Consider the following 18,711-nt stretch of genomic DNA (forward strand, 5'->3'; position numbering starts at 1 on the left):
ATAAACTAATTAAAATATAAAAAATATTTATTTTAAACACGTAAAGATATATAATTACAACATAACTCTATATTATTATTTAATAATAAGATATAAAATTAATATTTTTAGGAGGAAATATGTTTATTGGCAATGTAATAAATATATTAATGGTAATACTAGGCATAATTTTTGTTATTGCATGCAGTGGAAGCATGCTCTATTATTGGCGCAAGAGAATAACAAAAGTCGATATCATTGATGATGAAAATATTCTACTGAGATACTTTGTACAACCACAATTCAATAATTTTGGTGATCTGATAGGTTATGAATGTCTAATAAGAGAAAAAAATGATAAAAATGAATGGAAATTACCAATAGATTTTAATCATTTATCTTTAAAAAAAAGTATTATTTTACTGGAAGATATTTTAGATAAATTACCTAACAATGCTGTCAATATTTCAATAAATTTACAGTATTCACAATTAATAAGTGCTAATTTTAGATATTTTATTCGTTGGGCAATTGCTAAAGTAAGTACTAGAAATTTAATAATAGAATGTTCAGTTGATGAATTAGTGAAAAACATAAAGCTAGAAAGAAATATAAAGCTTGGTAAAGAATACGGTATGCAACTAGCTATCAATAATTTAAATTCATCATATGGTTCATTAGCTAAAATTGAGTGGCTTTTACCTGAAATTGATATTTTAAAGGTTTCAATTAAATATTTTAAAAAAGCTAATGAAGATGATTGGTTAGATTTAAATTTAGGTTTCTGGACAAAATTTGCAAAACAAAAAAATATTAGATTGATATTAGTAGGAATTGAAACTGCCGAAGATAAAGATTTAGCTGAAAAATTAAGAATAAATTTGCGACAAGGATATTTTTTTGGAAAACCAATTGATGTTTATGATTTAAATAATATATGAATTTGTGAGTGAAAAAATGAAAAAAAAATACACTGATTTATATTTTGAAAAAGGAAATATCTTGACTAAAATATGGCAAACAATTGTAATGATTATTGGCTGGGGATGTATTTTTCTACCTATTTATTTAGTCTATAAGCTCATAACGACTAAAAATAATATAGAATTTTTCAAAATAAGTAATTACGCAGATGTTTTAAAACAATTTGAGTTAGTAACGATTATATTAATTTTCACTTTTATTATAGTTATAATTTTTTGTGTAAGTCTTACTTTTATTCAAAATACCAGAAAAACCAATACTTCTGATCATTGGCCAATGTTTAATCCAATTGACCAACAAGAGAAAGAACTAATTTTTGCAAAAATTGTTGATAAAAGATTTGGAACAAAGGAATTCAGAGAAAATATAAATTATTATGAAGTCGATGAATCGCAAAATTTCGAAGTCGATGAATTATTTTATACATTGAAAAAAGAGAAGTAGGTAGATAGTTTTGACAATATACAGTGCTTTAATTCTTTTATTTTGTTTATATCCAGTGATTGGTGCAGGGGCATGGTTTGCTGGTTCTTTATGTTACGCCTTCTTAAAAAAAGATAAAGAAGATACCTGGCAAATCCTTAAAATTAATGAACAACCATTAATTTCAATATTAATTGCTGCACACAATGAAGATAAAGTTATCAAAAAAACAATTGAATATTTAGTTAATGATCTAAATTACTCAAATTATGAAATTTTAGTTATTGATGATGCATCAACTGATAAAACACCAGAAATTTTAGCTGATTTACAAGGTAAATATTCTTTTTTAAGAGTTATAAAAGTCAGAAAAAATATGGGTAAAGCGCATGCATTAAATATTGGAATGTGTTTTGCTAAGAGCCAATATATTTTAAGTAATGATGCAGATACAATTCCCGAACCTGATTCATTAATGAAATATGCCAACATTGTTGTTAAAGAAAAAAATATGAATATCTCGGCTATTACAGCTAATATGGATGTTCAAAATAGGGATACATTGCTCGGTAAATCTCAAGTTATTGAGTTTTCTAGTATTGTAGGTGTTATAAAAAGAAGTCAAAGTGCCATTAATAACTCTTTATATGCCTATAGTGGGGCAAGTACTTTATATAAAAAAAGTTTTTTAATCGCGGTCGGAGGTTTACGGCAAAATCGTGCTACTGAAGATATTAGTGTTGCATGGGATCATCAACAAATTGGTGGGATACCAACATTTTCTCCAGATATATCATTTCATATGAATGTGCCTGAAAATATAAAAGATTTATATAAACAAAGAAAAAGATGGGCCAAAGGTGGGATTGAAGTCTGGGCTAGTAATACCAAAGACTTTATAATGCATCCAGTAAAAAATAGATATTATTGGACAATGTATTTTGATGCCACAATTTCTATTTTATGGTCGATTTTTTTTGTAATAAGTACAATTGCTTATAGTTTAGCTTTCTTATATTTTATAATTAAGGGTGATTATCAAAATATAATGAATACTTTTGCAATTTCATGTGTTTTTGTATGTTTTGAATTTTTGATTGGAATGTTACAAATCATTGCAGGGGTTATCTTGGATAAGCAGCAAGATAAAATTAAATATTTATTATTTGCTCCATTATATATTTTACTTTTTTGGATGATTAATCCAATTTCAATAGTAGCTACATTTATTCCAGGAATAACAAATATTATGCAAAAACAAGGATCTGGAACTTGGGAAAGCCCATTACGAAAATACTAAGATTAAATTTTTTTGCTTAAGGTAACATTGAAAAAAATTAGGAGATAAATATTAAAAACCGGGTACTAATTTAAACGTACGCGGTCTTTTGCTATTCATATTTTAAAATACAAGCTATCGATAGGAGGATAATATGGAAATATTTGGTGAGCACCACTTAAATAAAAATTACTTAGTTAGAAAAGGCGCATACGCAATAATCTTTAAAGACGTAACCCGAACTAAAATTGGTCTCATTAGAGCCCATGGTGATCAATACTTTTTACCGGGTGGGGGCATCGAGCAAAATGAAACCCCGCAAGTAACGTTGCAAAGAGAAATGTTAGAAGAATCGGGCTATACTCTAAAAAATATTAAATGGTTATGTCGGGCACAAAAATACTTTATTGCAACAATTCCCATCAAGCAGGCAATGCTTAGTGATGGCTATTTTTATCTAGCTCAATTAGCAGATAAAAAACAATTACCCAGTGAAAATGATAATCATTTTGAATGGGTTGATGTCAATGATTACCAACGGCTTTTATTTCATGAACATCAAAGTTACGCTGTTTCAGTAGCTTTAGCTTACTATTTATAGTTAAAATTATGATATTACAACAAATTAATTGTTATTTACTTAAATCTGATATACTTTAAGTAATTATTTTATATGAGGTGAATAAGATGAAAAAGGAAATTTCAGTGGTTGGAGCGGCAATTATTAAAGATCATAAGCTTTTAGCGGCTAAAAGATCAGTTGGCAGGTCTTTGGGTGGATATTGGGAATTTCCAGGTGGTAAAATTGAAAAAGATGAAACTGCTGAAGCAGCACTAAAGAGAGAAATATTTGAAGAATTTGGAGCTAAATCAACTATACTGAAAAAACTAGATCAAATTTTTTCTAAGGAGTATGATTTTGGTACAGTTATGCTCGAAGTTATATATGCTGAATTGGATTCAGAAATTATTAAAACAATTGAACATGATGAGCTAAAATGGGTTAGTGAAACCGAAGCCCAGCAATTGAATTGGGCCCCAACTGATATTCCAGCAATTGCTGAATTAATTAGTAAGGGGTTTTAAATGACTAAAAATGTAGAAGATATTATAAAAGTAAACCAATTTGCTTATGTTAATAGTGAAAACATTAAAGTTGATGAATTAGCAACTGAATTACAGCCACAACTAGTCACTAATAAAGATAGTGAAACCGTTTTATACTATTTATTACAAGAATTAAAAACTGCTGACACGTTTATGTTTGCCGTTGCTTTTATAACAGAAAGTGGCTTGATAGATTTAAAAAGTACTTTTGCGGATTTAGCAAAGCGTGGGATTAATGGGCGATTGATAACATCTGATTATCTACAATTTAATAATCCTAAAGTTTATCGTGAGCTTTTAAAAATTAAAAATATTGAAGTGAAAATTGCAAATATTGATGGTTTTCATACAAAAACATATATTTTTGAACATGCCGATTATATGTCTGTAATTGTTGGTAGTTCCAATCTAACGCAAAATGCATTGAAGAAAAACGTTGAATGGAATTTGAAAATAACTTCATTAAAACAGGGTGATATAACACAACAATTAAAGAATAATTTTGAGGATCTATGGACTAGATCAGCCTTATTAACCATAGATTGGATCGATGAGTATCAAAAAAATTATATTCCAAATGATATTAGTAAATTACAAGTAAGTAATACAATTGATGTTTCCAAATTAGTTGTTCCAAATAAAATGCAAGCTACTGCATTGAGAGAGCTAACCAATTCAAGAAAAAATAATGCCAAAAAAGGGTTAGTTGTTGCTGCTACTGGAACAGGAAAAACATATTTAGCTGCAATGGATGTTAAGCAATTTAATACTAAGAAATTACTATTTATTGTTCATAGAGAAGGCATTTTAAAAAAAGCTCTACAGAGTTTTAAAAGAGTACTAGGTGGTGAAGATGATGATTATGGTTTAATATCAGGAACTAGTCAGGCACCAGACAGTGCTAAATATATTTTTGCAACAATTAATATGGCTTCAAAAGAATCATTTAAAACTAAATATACAAAAAATTATTTTGATTATATCATCATAGATGAGGCTCACAGAATTGGCCATAATCAATACAATACGCAAACAATGTATGAAAAAGTTCTAGAATATTTTCAGCCTCAATTTTTATTGGGAATGACAGCTACACCACAAAGAACGGATGGTGTTAATGTTTACCAGTATTTTGATTATAATGTTGTGTATGAAATATCATTAGAGGATGCATTAGCAGAAGAACTGCTGGCACCATTTCATTATATTGGTGTAACTGATTTTGAGTATAATGGTGAAACGATTGATGATAATACGCAATTAAAGTATTTAGTTTCAAAAGAACGTGTTGATTATTTAATTGAAAAAACTAATTATTACGGCTATGCTGGGGAGCAGCTTAAAGGCCTTATCTTTGTAAGTAGGCTTAAAGAAGCTGAGACACTAGCAAGTGAACTTAATTTAAGAGGTTATAAAACAGTTGCTATTAGCGGAGAGGATAGTCAAGAATTACGTGAAACTTACATTAAAAAGCTTGAATGTGGTGAACTTGAATATTTAGTCACGGTTGATGTTTTTAACGAAGGAATTGATATTCCAAGTGTAAATCAAGTTATTTTAATGCGGCCAACACAATCAAGTATTATCTTTTTACAACAATTAGGACGTGGACTTAGAAAATATAAAAACAAAGAATATGTTACGGTACTTGATTTTATAGGAAATTACCAAAATAATTATATGATACCAATGGCTTTTGATAAATCACGGCAGTCAGACAAGGAAAAGATTGTGAAAAATGTTATTTCACCTAAAATAGCTGGCGTTTCAACAATTCATTTTGAAGAAATTGCGGCAAAGAAAATTTTGGATTCAGTAAAAAATGTTAAATTTAATTCAAAAAAATTATTCAAAGAAGCATATAAGAGTGTGAAGCAAAAAAATGGTAATCAAGTCCCTTATCTAGCAGATTTTTTGAAATTCGGTACAATTAACATCACTGATATTTTTAAAATTTTAAAATGTAAAAATTTGCTGGAATACCAGCAATATGCGGAAGATGATTTAACCATTACTTGGCCTACCTTTAATCAACAAGAACAATATTATTTGAATTTTATTTATAATGAACTTGTTTGTAGCAAACGGATTACAGAAATTTTTACCGTGTATGAGTTAATATTTGGAGAAAATATCAAAACTTCAGCACAATTATTGAAAGCATTTAAAGAAAATAATTACTACTATGATGAGGAGACACTTGAAAGTATTCGTCGGATTTTGACTTTTGATTATTTTGCTAAAAAAACATTAAAAGATGAAAAATGTGGTGATATTGGAATTATTATACCAAATCAAAACGATTGGCTACTATCAGCTGAATTTAAAGCATGTTTAGAAAACGAGGCTTTTATGAGGTATTTAAAAGATGCTTTAGAATCAGGTTTAAATTACGTAAGCAGTATTTATGATAATGATAATTTATTAACAATTAACGAAAAATATTTAAGAAAAGATGTAATCAGAATATTAAATTGGGAAAAAGAGCAAAATGCGCAAAATGTAGGTGGCTACATTATGCGAAAAAACCAGCGGTTCTTACCTATGTTTGTTACTCTTAAAAAAGATAATTTTCAAAATGCGGTAGCGTATGAAGATCATTTTACTAGTCGCGATACTATGATATGGTACTCAAAAAGTAAAAGAAGTTTAAAAAGTTATACGGAAAATGTGATTGCCGATGCAGATGAATATGGCTTTATTCAAGTGTTTGTGAAAAAATCTAATGAAATAACTAAAGATGGAATTACTTTTTATTATTTAGGTAGTGCTAAAGTTACCGCAGCAACACCAGCAATCCATAAGGATAAAGATAATAATGACATTAATCTAATTAAATTTGAACTTAAACTACAAAGGCCATTGGATTATGATCTATATACAGCATTAAATATTGATCTTTAAAATAGTCTCAATAGCTTAAATACAAACAGTAAAACCTGACTAACTTCAAGTAGTCAGGTTTTTTTATGTAAATAACTTATTAGTTATTTTTCAATCTCTAGTCAAATGTGGGGGACTAGGGATTTTAATTTGCTGATGAGATATTACTAGTTTTTTCTAAAGTTTCCAAATTCAGAATATCGAGAATACCAAGATATAAATCATCGGAAAGGCGATAAGCTTCAATTTTATAATTTCGTTGCCTAAAACCATAAACACGATGATTGATAACGTCAATTGCGCGGGCAAACTGAATTTCCTCGTACTCATCGGGCCAACGAGCATTGATGTGAGTAACCAGCTTTGCAATTGATAATTGATTTGAATAGGACGATGGATAAACCTCATGAATCTCCATAATAAATAAACCTCCAAATTTTAGCCACTGTATAAATTTAAAATTTATACAGTTTGTTAAAATAGCGATAAAGCTATTTGTGGGCATTATAGCAAATAAAGTTATTGCTTTGGAAATCCACAAAAATGAATAATAATTTGTTTTTATACAATATAAACTAAAAATTAGAAAAAAATATTTTAATTGAAACAAAATGTTGATTCAATATACCATAATAAATTAATAAATATTTTTTTAAATTCTTTAAGGAATTTATAAAATTTACACGCGTAAAAAAGGCGAGTTACGTTACCTAAATTAAGTAATATAACTCACCAAGCAAAACTATTCAATTGATCACTGATTCAAGCGTTAGCTTACTTGATGAATCAGATGTATTTTAGTATGCAAAGCGCTTCTTTACAATTTGTTGTTTGATCTTATCAAATGTTTTTTCGTGAGATAGCTTATTAATATCAATAATTCCAGCGTATAATTCTTCGGGAAGTAGATAGGCAATAACCGACTCGTCAACCTTTTTAAAACCATAAACTTTACCGGTATCATTATCAATTGCCCGCACAAACATAATTTTATCAATTTCCTTTTGTGGCCAAATTGTATTGATTTGGTCAAGTAAACCTTCTAATCTAAATAATTTATTTTTATCGTTCTCATAAACATTAAATAATTTCATTATATCACCATCATTATTTTAAGTATAAGATAATTATATCACTAACATAAAAAATAATGTCAATTTTATTTAAATTATTTTATTAATGTTCAAGTCGGTATTTTTCCATTTTGCTTTGGAATGTTTTTTCGGTAATGCCATAAGCTGTGAAGGTGACCGCATTTGCTCCTGCAGCAATTGTTTCCAGAATTTGCTCTTCAGTTTTCCCACCAGAGGCAATAATTGGAAAATTAGGATGCTGATCTTTAATCGCATTACGCGCCCAGGCAACTAGTTTTGCAGTGTCTTTACCACCAGCGATGTTAAACGCTTTAACGCCAGCATCAATTCGTTCATTTAAATCAATATGGTCATTAACAACTGTGTAAATGATTGGAATATCAACAACATCTTTAACACTCTTAATCGTTTCAATTGTAGTAGGGGCATTTAACACAACTGCTTGGGCACCACTTTCTTCAGCAAAAAAGCCAATTGTTGCTGAACGTAAACCCTTTGTTAAACCACCACCAATCCCAGCTAAAATTGGTTTATTAGCAACTGTCGAAACAGCTTCTAAAATTTTAGTATTAGGTGTCCAAGGGTACACTGCTAAAACAGCATCAGCATCACTATTAGCAATGACAGCAACATCCATGGTATAGATAATACTTTTAATTCGTTTTCCAAATAGGGTAATGCCACTTGCCTTACGAATTGCTTTAGGTGCCTCAACAATGTCGGAACGCAATTCAGACGTCAAACTAGGAATTGTTTCTTTTTCAGCCATATTAGACCTCTTTTCTTATGTTTATTTATCACAATTATAAGCTTTTTACGGAAAAAATGTAAGTTTACAAATTTTAATTGCTTTTTTAAAAAATATAAATATTAGAAAAAAATTATCAAAATACTAAATATTTTATTTTTTTAAAATATAGTAGCTTTTTAAAAAACTTGTGGCATAATAATACTTATAAAATGTTCATAAAATCACAAAGGAGTCGTAATTATTATGACAAAGAAAATTGCTTTAATCACTGGTGCTGGTCAAGGAATTGGTGCCGGAATAGCATATCAATTAGCTGATGATGGTTTTGTGGTTTCTCTAGCTGGTCGTCACTTGGAAAAGGTTCAAAAAGTTGCGGATGAAATTAATGGTAAAGGTGGCGAAGCTTTTGCAATTGAAGCCGATGTTCAATATCGGGCGCAAATCTTTGAAGCTGTTGAAAAAACCGTTGAACACTTCGGTCAACTAGATGTTTTTGTAAATAATGCCGGAATTGCCCATGTAGCACCAATTGTTGATACTACAGAAGAGGACTTTGCACGCCTACTTGATATCAACGTTAAGGGAACAATGTATGGTATACAAGCAGCAGCTAAGCAATTTAAGAAGCAAAAGACCCCTGGTAAAATTATTAACGCTTCTTCAATTGCTGGTCATGAAGGCTTTGAATTACTTGGTGCCTACTCAGCAACGAAATTTGCGATTCGGGCTTTAACGCAAGCAGCAGCTAAGGAATTAGCCCAAGACAAAATTACTGTTAACGCATATTGTCCAGGGATTGTCCTTACGCCAATGTGGGATGAAATTGATGCTGCGATGAGTAAATTACATGATGTGCCATTGGGAGCATCATTGAAGCAATATGTCGATGGCATTGCCTTAGGACGTGGTGAAGAACCAGCTGATGTGGCTAATTTAGTTTCATTCTTAGCTAGTGATAAAGCAAATTACATTACTGGTCAAGCAATCTTAGTTGATGGTGGAATTAAGTACGTCTAAGCACTAAATTTAAATAGTTAATATTTAAGCATCTAATTCGTAATTCGAGTTAGGTGCTTTTTTAATTTATGGCAAAACGGTAACAAGAAAATAAGCGCTAATCCGTGAACAAAAATTGTGCGTAATTTGGTAAAAAAAGATTATAATTAGATGATAAAATGAATTGTGATTTACAATGAAGGACACATTAATTGAAAACGCTAATCCCGAAAATGGTGGGTAATTAATTAGCGAGTAGCGAACATAAGAGGGGTAACTGATGGCATTTGAGTATTTGATTGGGATTAATCATTTGGGGTTGACGGTGCCTGATATTGATGAGGCAACTGAATATTTTAAATCTGCATTTGGGGCTAAAATTGCCTACGATGGATTAACTAATGTAGATGAGCCACGAGCCGGACAAGTAGTTGAGCAACAGCTAGGATTACCTAAAGGGGGCAAAATTATTAGGCAACGGATGCTTGTAATTGGTAATGGACCGGAAATTGAAATGTTTGAAATTGAGGCGACCCCGCAGCGTGAACCAATTAAGTTGGCAGATTATGGATGGAATCATTTATCATTGTATGTAACTGATATCGATAAAGCATTAGCACAAGCAGTCAAAGCTGGTGGGCAGGCTTTATCCGGTGTGCATGGTAATTCAAGATATGAAGATACCCCAGGCAATGGAAGTGTCTACGTTTTAACGCCGTGGGGCAGTCTAGTTGAATTACAAATAATTCCACATGGCCACTATTATCCTGCAAACAGTGAAACTAACGTTTGGGTGCCTAAAAAAGATGGTTAAACAAATTTATATTAAAAAAAGTCTGGTACATGCAGTTTGTGCAATACCAGACTTTTTTCAGATAATTAAAGAATTTGAATGATAAAAATAATGTAACAACCAAGACATAGACTGGCAAAGACAGCTTCAGTAGGCCCACCAACTTTATAGCCCTTAAATAGGGTATGGCTTTTGGTAGTTAATGGTGCAAACCATTTGATCCCAGCAACGGAAAAACTATCCGTTATTAAATGCATTAAATAACTAAGCGATACCATACTAGCGCATAACTTACTTTGGGTCAGACTGTAAATTAAGAGACTAACAAGGAGCCAACTCCAAATAGTATGGGTGAAACCGCGATGTTTAACAAATGGTAATTTAATGTCAATGTCAGGAATATTAGCAGTTAGAATGGTGATAGCAGTTGCAATGATAACCGTTGGCAATTGCGGATGAAATGGAAGCAAAGCACCTGTATTAACTGCTAGTGCTACAATTTGGTGATTCTTTTTTAACAATTTTAACTCCTCACTTGTTAATAAGTACTTAATTAATAGTATGTACAGTGAGATAGTGCCACCTAAATTTTAAGTATGTAACAAAGGTCAGTATTGGAGACATACGGGCCTGAATATTCGCTAACTAATATAAGTAATTATATGTTAACAAAAACTGGCGAACGTATGTTTACATATTAATATTATAGCATATTAAAGCTTATTTTAAGTGTAATATTATGGCATAATGAATAATTTTTATGTAAGGTTTTAGCCAATTGATTATTAAAAATTAGTGATAATTTATTAATCAATCAATTTAAAAATGTTATACTAAAATAAAAAGAGGACTGCTGATGAAATTACTGCTGTTTAAAAGTTTGCTTACTTTAAGTGCGTTTATTAATTTATTTAATGCCGGATCACCAAGTATTTTAGCAAGACCAATTACACCAAGGATAATTAAGACCCAAGTTAATTCTCAAACACCCAATGTTGATGTTGCCGTTTATGATATAAAAAATGCTAAATTGATTCATTATACAAAAGGCACGCTTAATTCAAGCTATACAGCTAGTATTGTTAAAGTCAGTATTTTATTACAGTTACTGCATCAAAAGCCTAAGTTAACACCATATTATCGCCAGTTAGCTGCTAAAATGATTAAAAATTCAGATAATACGGCTGCAACGATTTTGTTTCAAAAAATTGGTTGAGCACCAGGCTTACAAAAGTTATTTAAGCGTTTAAAAATGCGTTATTCATTTGCTGATCGACGGTGGGGGATGACTAAAACAACGGCGTTAGATCAAATTAAATTATTAAAGCAAATCTATACTAGTAGTACGTATATTTCAGTAGCTAACCAAAAATATATTCGCAACTTAATGCATTATGTAAATCAGTATCAACGGTGGGGGTTACCGCAAACCTACCGTGCTAATACGAAGCTATATGTTAAAGACGGATGGTTAACATTAAATGAAGGTGCTGTTATTAATTCCTTGAGTCGGGTTAAAACTAATAAGGCTAACTATTTACTAGTAATTTTATCGCATAAAGATCTTAGTCAAAATGCGGGTTTTAAAATGTTAAATCGAGTTGGTCAAGTTGTTTATAAAAAAATGAATCAAAACTAAGAAACCTAGTAGTTTACTAATTAACTAACTGATTTAGGGTGTCGCACTTTTTATTAGTGTGTCTTATAATCTAGATAAAAGTTTTTAAACAATGGTGAGAGGTAATTTATGGCAAAAAATTTGATAGGTGAAATATTAGTTGGAACCACTTCGGTAAAATTAGTAGTAAGTAATATCAATACTTTTAAGGTCATCGAAAAAGTACATAAAGATATGCGCGTGGGTGCCGAGATTTATGATTCGAATACAGTGCCGATGGAATTAAGTGAAAGTTTAATTACCGCACTGCAAGGTTTTCGACAAATTTTAGCTGATTATGGTATTGTAACTAGGCATATCTGGGCTAGTGAGATGTTTATGCAAGCTGATAACGCGGCCTATATCGCTGATCAAATTTTACATGCGACCGGATTTACAATTGAGAGTTTAAATAGTAGTCAAGAAGTTTTTTATCGGAATCAAGCGTTACGGATGTTTTATCCGCAGTTTGCGACTTTAGCAGCGGCTAGCTTGCAAATTATTGGTATTAGTTCGGGGCGCCTTGATATCGGTTATTACGCTAAGCAAGCTTTTAAATATTCACGTAGTATCGCCCTCGGGCCAGTGCGCTTAGCTGAGACCCTTGAAGAAATTCAAGGCCAAATTGTTGATTATCCACAGTTTTTAAGTGATTTCATTGGTAGTAAAATTGCTGACTTTAATCGCGTATTACCTATCACAGATCCTGCTAAGCATTTGATTTTAGTTGGGTCCGAAGTCCTAAATACCTTATTCATTAAAGCTGGTCAAACGACAGCAACGATTTCGCTAGCACAATTTGAAGAACTCAAGCAGCAAATTTTTAATAATCAAACCAACCAAGTTTTAGGTGAAAAATATGGTTTAAGTGAGCAAGTGATTAAATATGCCCTACCAGAAATTTTAGTTCTAGAACGAGCGTTAAATTTAGCGCAAGTTCCTAAAATTATTTTGTTAGATATTTCGGTAGTTGACGGGCTTGTTTTTGCTGATGCCGGTAAAAATAGCATTGGTGATACGGAAATAATTACGGCCGCGCAAGACATCGCTGATCAATATCGCGTGGCAAATAACCATCGGCAACAAGTCGAACATTTTGCGCTACACTTATTTGATCAATTAAAAGCTGTTCATCATTTAACCCAGCGTGATTATTTATTGTTAGATGTTGTCTGTCTAGTACATGATATTGGTAGTTTTGTTAATAGTCATGCCCACTATTTGCACTCTGAAAACTTAATTAAAAATATTGACTTTTATGGATTATCCGACAATGAAACTGCCATAATTGCTGCGGTTGCGCGCTATCATAGTTCCCAAATTCCGGTTAATGAGCATTACATTTTAAAAAATTTTAATGCACCAGAACGCTTATTAATTGCTAAACTAACCGCTTTATTGCGGTTGGCCGATGCCTTAGATGACTCAAGACAACAAAAAATTAAAAAAATCGCAGTTTCTATAAAAAAAGATAAAGTTATTATTACTGCCCATACCAATCATAATATATTATTAGAAAACTGGGTTTTTAAGCAAAAAGCTCAATTTTTCCAAGATGTTTTTGGCATGTTACCAATTTTAAAGAAACGGGTGAATCGTAAATGAATGAAAAAAAATATGACAATCCAAAATTATTTGTTAATCGTGAATTGAGCTGGTTAAAATTTAATGAACGGGTTATTGAAGAAGCTCGTGATCATCAAAATCCGTTACTTGAACGAATTCGATTTTTAGCGATAAGTCAAAGTAATTTAGATGAGTGGTTTATGGTACGCGTAGCATCACTAACCCAAATGGTTCAGTTAAATTATCAGCATCAAGATGCTGCTGGTTTAACACCACAAGAGCAATTAACTACAATTCGTAAAGCAGCTGGGGAACAGGTTAAGTTACAATATCAAACGTTAAACCGAATTTTATTACCCGCTTTAAATGAAATTGATGTCAAAATAAGCCCCTTGGATAAGTTAAATGAGCAGCAACAAGCCTATTTTGAAGCTTTTTTTAAACGTGAGGTTTTACCAGTACTCACGCCGATGGCTGATGATGAAACCCGGCCGTTTCCATTTTTAGCCAATGATTCGTTAAATATTGCCGTTCAGCTTAATAAAAAACAAAAAAAACAGCCACTTTTTGCGACATTGCAAGTCCCCGATAATGTTTTTAGCCGCTTAATTGCTATTCCAGATGAACCACACCATTTTGTTTTATTAGAAAGCATTATTAAAAATTACATTAGTGCTCTTTTTCCAGGGTATCAAGTTAATGATTTAGCGAGTTATCGTATTTTAAGAGATATGGAATTAGACGTTGCTGAAGAGGAAACACCAAATCTTTTAAAAGAAGTTCAAGCCAAATTAGTAGAACGAGAACGTGGTGCTGTTATTCGTCTAGAAGTTGAAAATAGTATGAGTAAGGGCTTAATTAAACGGTTGCAACAGGTGCTAAACGTAAGTCCAGCACAAACTTATGCCGTTAATGGTCCTCTTAATTTAACCTTAATGGGCACATTAGCGAAAAAAGTCAGTGATTTACCTAATTTAAAATACCCTGATTTTGAGGCGTACCAACCAAATAATTTAAACGTAGGCAATATATTTAATACAATTCGGCAACAAGATCAATTATTACATCATCCCTATGATTCCTTTGCATCCGTTGTACGTTTCATTCAACAAGCAGCCACAGATCAAGATGTGCTAGCCATTAAGATGACCCTATATCGGGTATCAGGTGATTCACCAATTATTAAAGCCTTAGGTGATGCTGCACAAAATGGTAAGCAAGTTACGGTTTTAGTCGAAGTTAAGGCACGTTTTGATGAGGAAAACAATGTACACTGGGCTAAAGAACTAGAACGGATGGGAGTACACGTTATTTATGGTTTAAAGGGGTTAAAAACACATTGCAAATTAACCATGGTGATTCGGCGAGAAGAAGATGAAATTAGGCGATATTTACATCTTGGAACAGGTAATTATAACGATGTTACTGCCCATTTTTATACCGATTTAGGGTTATTAACCGCAGATACCAATATGGGAATTGATGCAGCTAATATTTTTAATATTCTATCCGGCTATGCTGAACCAGATTATTTTCATGAATTAAGTATGTCCCCAGACGGGATTCGTGCAACTTTAAATGCTAAAATTGAGCGCGAAATTAAGCATGCCAAGGCCGGTAAATTTGCAAAAATTCAATTCAAAGTTAATTCAATATCTGATGCGCCAATGGTTAAAAAGCTATATGAAGCAAGTCACGCTGGTGTGCAAGTCGAACTTATTGTGCGCGGAATTGCGATTCTAAAAGTTAAACAACCGGAAATTAGTGATAATATTGAATTACATTCAATTGTGGGTCAATTTTTAGAACATAGTCGCATCTATATGTTCGCTAATGATCAACAGCCAGAAGTCTATTTATCGAGTGCTGATTTAATGAGTCGCAATTTAAATCGCCGCGTGGAGTTACTATTTCCCGTCCATGCTGCTAAATTACGAGATCGGGTGCAACATATATTTACAACAATGTGGCACGATAATGTGAAAACACGGGTCCTACAAGCTGATGGATCATATAAAAAGATAAACCGACGGAGCTTAACCGCATTGAATGCACAAACAGCATTTATGAATGAAGCAAGTGCATTAATCCAACAAGGCAAGCAAAATGCTGAGGCCAAAGCAGCGAAAGAACGGTTTATTCCGTTGAATAATCCATTTGAAGAGATTGATGATAATTTCGAGGAGGACTAGTTTATGAAAATATTTGCAGTTATTGATCTGGGATCTAACTCAGCACGCATGACCGTTAGTGAAATTATGGCAGATGGTTCCTATAAGGTTTTAGAACGGATGCAAGCAATGGTACGACTATCAAAAGACATGGGCCCCGATAAAATTTTACAAACAGCTGAAATTGATCGAACGATCAAAGCACTTAAAGACTTTAAGAATACTTTAACCAGGTATGCTGAAGTTAAAATTTGTGCAGTTGCAACTGCTGCGGTTCGGCAAGCAAGCAATCAAGCAATATTTTTAAAACAAGTTGAAAAGGAAGTTGGTATTAAACTGACCGTCTTAAGTGGTGAACAAGAGGCACATTATGATTATATCGGTGTTATTAATACGTTAAAGGTTAAAGATGCGTTAATTCTTGATACTGGCGGGGCCTCTTCGGAATTAATTTTGGTCAATAATAAAAAAGCATTACACGAAGTAAGTGTGCCAATTGGGGCTGTTAATATTACAGAAACTTATTTAGAAAAAGATAAGGTAACAGCGAGCTCGTTATTTAAAGCATTCACAGCAATTGATATGCTTTTTAATAATATTGACTGGTTACGAAGTGTGCAAAATCTACCAATTATTGCGTTAGGCGGATCGAACCGAACCTTAGGTAAAATCTCACGACGAGCCAATAAAATTCAAGATACCCCCTTACATGGCTATCGGATTGAACATAATGATGCGTTTGATATCTATGCTGATATCCTAAACAAAGGGTTAGAACAACGTAAAAAAGTACCCGGGCTTGCTAAGGAACGTGGTGATATTATCGTTGGTGGGATGTTACCAATTATTTCATTATTACGATATATCGATAGTAGCCGGATTATTTTCTCTCAAGCCGGCATTCGAGAAGGCATTTTATTTGAATATATTGAAGAAGTGACTGGAAAGAATGTAGTTGAACCAGAACCAGCGACCCTAACCATTGATACTGAGGACTTAGCATAATAGAAAGAAGAATGGCATGGATAAGCATGTAAAGCTAATTAATTTACTAGTAAGTTTTTGTATTGTTTTTTGGTTGTTTGATATTTATGAAATAATTCATTGGCACCCCTAATTACAGAACAGATAAATTATGTTAATTGCGGCTACTAAATATTTAATGTTAAATTATAAATAAGATAGACGGGCTGGATTTTTAAAAATTCGGTCCGTTTTGGTATGTAGCCGCCAGCGCAAGGACGGTCAGTTGGCCTGCTAGTTTAGGCATGAATGAGGGCACATTAAGTAAAGTAATTTTAATTAAAAAAACGAATTAATGTATTTAATTTAGCATATTCAGGTTAAAAATGTATATTTATGCTAAAAATAGCAAAAAACATTGCATAGGCCTCCAAAAGCAATTATAGTGAACAACATACATTAAAAGTTTCTAACAATATAAGAGATTTGAGGAATTATTTATGAAAAAAATTTACAAATTATTGCTTCTAGTTAGTGTGTTAGTTGGTCTATTTTTGACAAGTACAACCAATATTATTGCGGCAACCCAAAGTAATGCAAATGATAATAGTGTCACCAAAATTAAGCAAAAAGGGTTACTAGTGGTTGGTTTATCAGCCGATTATGCGCCTTATGAATTTCATCAAACAATTAAAGGGCAAGATAAAATTGTTGGGTTTGATATTTCAATGGCTAAAGCGATTGCCAAGAATTTAGGTGTTAAATTACAAATTAAAGAAATGGCATATGATGCGCTATTAGGGGCCTTAAAAACTGGTAAAATTGATGTGATTATTTCGGGGATGACGCCAACTGCTGAGCGTCGGAAAGAAGTTAATTTTTCAAAAGCATATTTAGAAGTTAATCAAGTAATGCTAATTAATAAAAAAGACGTTAATAAATATAAGAGTGTGACGGATTTTGGTGGTAAAAAAGTGGCGGCCCAAAAAGGGACCACGCAAGCAGATATTGCCACGAGCCAATTACCTAACGCCAAAACAGTCTTATTAACCAAATTTACGGATGCAATTTTACAATTAGAGTCAAGTAAAGTCGTAGGAATTGTTGCAGAAAGCCCAGTTGCGAAAGCATATGCGCAACATGACAAGCGCTTGAAAGTTGTGAAGATGAATTTTGCAACGGCGGTTGGGATTACCGCGATTGCAATGCCTAAAGGAGCAGATGCGTTAACAAAGCGCGTTAATGGTGTAATCGATCAGGTGAAAAAAGATGGCTCATTTACGAAATGGCAAAAGTTAGCAAATTCCCAAATGTTTACTTCAAAGAGTTTTTTAAGTCAATACGGTTCATATTTTGTAAGTGGAACCGGTTTAACATTAGTTTTAGCAGCAATTGGGGTCTTTTTCGGCGCTGTCTTAGGAACTGTATTAGCATTAATGAAACGGGCCAACTTAAAAACACAAGCAACATTTATTGTTAAGTTAGGTAAAGTCGTAGGAAAAGTGCTTTCCAACGTTTATATTGAGTTTGTACGGGGAACTCCTTTGATGGTTCAGGTTTATATGATCTTTTTTGGAGCGACATGGCTATTTTCATTAAATATTAGTGCTTTTGTGGCTGGGGCTATTGCAGTTAGTTTAAATTCAGCGGCGTATGTGGCCGAAATTATTCGTTCGGGGATTAATTCAGTTGCAGATGGTCAAACGGAAGCAGCTCGATCATTAGGCTTTTCAACCGGTAAAACAATGCGATATATTATCTTACCCCAAGCAATTAAGAATATTTTACCAGCACTGGGTAATGAGTTTGTAACAGTCATTAAAGAATCATCAGTGGTATCAGTGATCGGTGTTGGTGAGTTGATGTTTAAAACAGCAACGGTTCAAGGTGCGTCGTTTAGTCCATTTATTCCGCTAGTGATTACTGCTTTAATCTACTTTGTTTTAACCTTTACCCTTTCAAGAGGGTTAGGTTTACTTGAAAAACGGTTTAATCTAAGTAATCGTCAATAAGGTAGTGACTCGACGATTCCGTTTAGGCTAGCAAGGGGCCACTAAGAGAACGT

At 32.5% G+C, this 18,711-nt stretch carries 18 protein-coding genes; 14 read left to right on the plus strand and 4 right to left on the minus strand.

From position 1 onward, the window contains the following. The first annotated feature begins 119 nt into the window (after positions 1-119). The 6 genes from JOC59_RS02360 to JOC59_RS02385 all read left to right on the plus strand — a co-directional run bounded on the left by JOC59_RS02360 (position 120) and on the right by JOC59_RS02385 (position 6,676). Positions 120-920, plus strand: coding sequence for an EAL domain-containing protein (locus JOC59_RS02360; RefSeq protein ID WP_205143196.1), 801 nt, complete (start codon positions 120-122; stop codon positions 918-920). Between the two features lie 16 nt (positions 921-936). After that, positions 937-1,407: a hypothetical protein gene (locus JOC59_RS02365; RefSeq protein ID WP_205143197.1), complete on the plus strand. Its 471-nt coding sequence runs from the start codon at positions 937-939 to the stop codon at positions 1,405-1,407. A gap of 10 nt (positions 1,408-1,417) precedes the next feature. Further along, positions 1,418-2,686 (plus strand): glycosyltransferase family 2 protein, encoded by a 1,269-nt coding sequence (locus JOC59_RS02370; RefSeq protein WP_239516995.1) that lies wholly within the window; start codon positions 1,418-1,420, stop codon positions 2,684-2,686. Between the two features lie 133 nt (positions 2,687-2,819). Continuing rightward, positions 2,820-3,266 carry an NUDIX domain-containing protein gene (locus JOC59_RS02375; RefSeq protein WP_205143198.1) on the plus strand — a complete coding sequence of 149 codons (447 nt, stop codon included), beginning with the start codon at positions 2,820-2,822 and terminating at the stop codon, positions 3,264-3,266. A gap of 86 nt (positions 3,267-3,352) precedes the next feature. Continuing rightward, on the plus strand, positions 3,353-3,751 hold the full coding sequence (locus tag JOC59_RS02380) for a (deoxy)nucleoside triphosphate pyrophosphohydrolase (protein ID WP_205143199.1): 399 nt from the start codon (positions 3,353-3,355) through the stop codon (positions 3,749-3,751). Beyond that, entirely contained in the window at positions 3,752-6,676 is a 2,925-nt protein-coding gene (locus JOC59_RS02385; RefSeq protein WP_205143200.1) for a DUF3427 domain-containing protein, read from the plus strand. It abuts the gene before it with no gap. A gap of 124 nt (positions 6,677-6,800) precedes the next feature. Here JOC59_RS02385 and JOC59_RS02390 read toward each other — a convergent pair whose 3' ends face one another. From JOC59_RS02390 to JOC59_RS02400, 3 genes are all read right to left on the minus strand, one after another. Continuing rightward, positions 6,801-7,073: a hypothetical protein gene (locus tag JOC59_RS02390; RefSeq protein WP_205143201.1), complete on the minus strand. Its 273-nt coding sequence runs from the start codon at positions 7,071-7,073 to the stop codon at positions 6,801-6,803. 379 nt (positions 7,074-7,452) lie between these two features. Continuing rightward, entirely contained in the window at positions 7,453-7,749 is a 297-nt protein-coding gene (locus JOC59_RS02395) for a hypothetical protein (RefSeq protein ID WP_205143202.1), read from the minus strand. A gap of 82 nt (positions 7,750-7,831) precedes the next feature. Next, on the minus strand, positions 7,832-8,518 hold the full coding sequence (locus JOC59_RS02400) for a beta/alpha barrel domain-containing protein (protein WP_205143203.1): 687 nt from the start codon (positions 8,516-8,518) through the stop codon (positions 7,832-7,834). 225 nt (positions 8,519-8,743) lie between these two features. On the opposite strand from JOC59_RS02400, the gene JOC59_RS02405 reads away from it, so the two are divergent. Beyond that, positions 8,744-9,517: an acetoin reductase gene (locus JOC59_RS02405; RefSeq protein ID WP_205143204.1), complete on the plus strand. Its 774-nt coding sequence runs from the start codon at positions 8,744-8,746 to the stop codon at positions 9,515-9,517. 259 nt (positions 9,518-9,776) lie between these two features. Continuing rightward, positions 9,777-10,310 (plus strand): VOC family protein, encoded by a 534-nt coding sequence (locus JOC59_RS02410; RefSeq protein ID WP_205143205.1) that lies wholly within the window; start codon positions 9,777-9,779, stop codon positions 10,308-10,310. A gap of 65 nt (positions 10,311-10,375) precedes the next feature. Here JOC59_RS02410 and JOC59_RS02415 read toward each other — a convergent pair whose 3' ends face one another. After that, positions 10,376-10,810, minus strand: a complete 435-nt coding sequence (locus JOC59_RS02415; RefSeq protein WP_205143206.1) for a metal-dependent hydrolase — start codon at positions 10,808-10,810, stop codon at positions 10,376-10,378. Between the two features lie 335 nt (positions 10,811-11,145). Here JOC59_RS02415 and JOC59_RS02420 point away from each other — a divergent pair, with 335 nt between their 5' ends. The 6 genes from JOC59_RS02420 (at position 11,146) to JOC59_RS02445 (ending at position 18,658) form a co-directional block, all read left to right on the plus strand. Then, complete coding sequence (locus JOC59_RS02420) at positions 11,146-11,505, plus strand: serine hydrolase (protein WP_205143207.1); 360 nt, start codon at positions 11,146-11,148, stop codon at positions 11,503-11,505. Between the two features lie 36 nt (positions 11,506-11,541). Beyond that, complete coding sequence (locus tag JOC59_RS02425; RefSeq protein ID WP_205143208.1) at positions 11,542-11,928, plus strand: hypothetical protein; 387 nt, start codon at positions 11,542-11,544, stop codon at positions 11,926-11,928. A gap of 108 nt (positions 11,929-12,036) precedes the next feature. After that, positions 12,037-13,551 (plus strand): acetate and sugar kinases/Hsc70/actin family protein, encoded by a 1,515-nt coding sequence (locus JOC59_RS02430; protein WP_205143209.1) that lies wholly within the window; start codon positions 12,037-12,039, stop codon positions 13,549-13,551. Beyond that, positions 13,548-15,704: an RNA degradosome polyphosphate kinase gene (locus JOC59_RS02435; protein WP_205143210.1), complete on the plus strand. Its 2,157-nt coding sequence runs from the start codon at positions 13,548-13,550 to the stop codon at positions 15,702-15,704. The genes JOC59_RS02430 and JOC59_RS02435 overlap by 4 nt, the downstream gene beginning before the upstream one ends. Before the next feature lie 3 nt (positions 15,705-15,707). Then, positions 15,708-16,688 (plus strand): Ppx/GppA family phosphatase, encoded by a 981-nt coding sequence (locus tag JOC59_RS02440; RefSeq protein ID WP_205143211.1) that lies wholly within the window; start codon positions 15,708-15,710, stop codon positions 16,686-16,688. Between the two features lie 458 nt (positions 16,689-17,146). Continuing rightward, positions 17,147-18,658 (plus strand): ABC transporter substrate-binding protein/permease, encoded by a 1,512-nt coding sequence (locus tag JOC59_RS02445; RefSeq protein ID WP_205143212.1) that lies wholly within the window; start codon positions 17,147-17,149, stop codon positions 18,656-18,658. The last annotated feature ends 53 nt before the right edge of the window (positions 18,659-18,711 follow it).

Source organism: Periweissella beninensis (assembly GCF_016908275.1).
Taxonomy (GTDB): domain Bacteria; phylum Bacillota; class Bacilli; order Lactobacillales; family Lactobacillaceae; genus Periweissella; species Periweissella beninensis.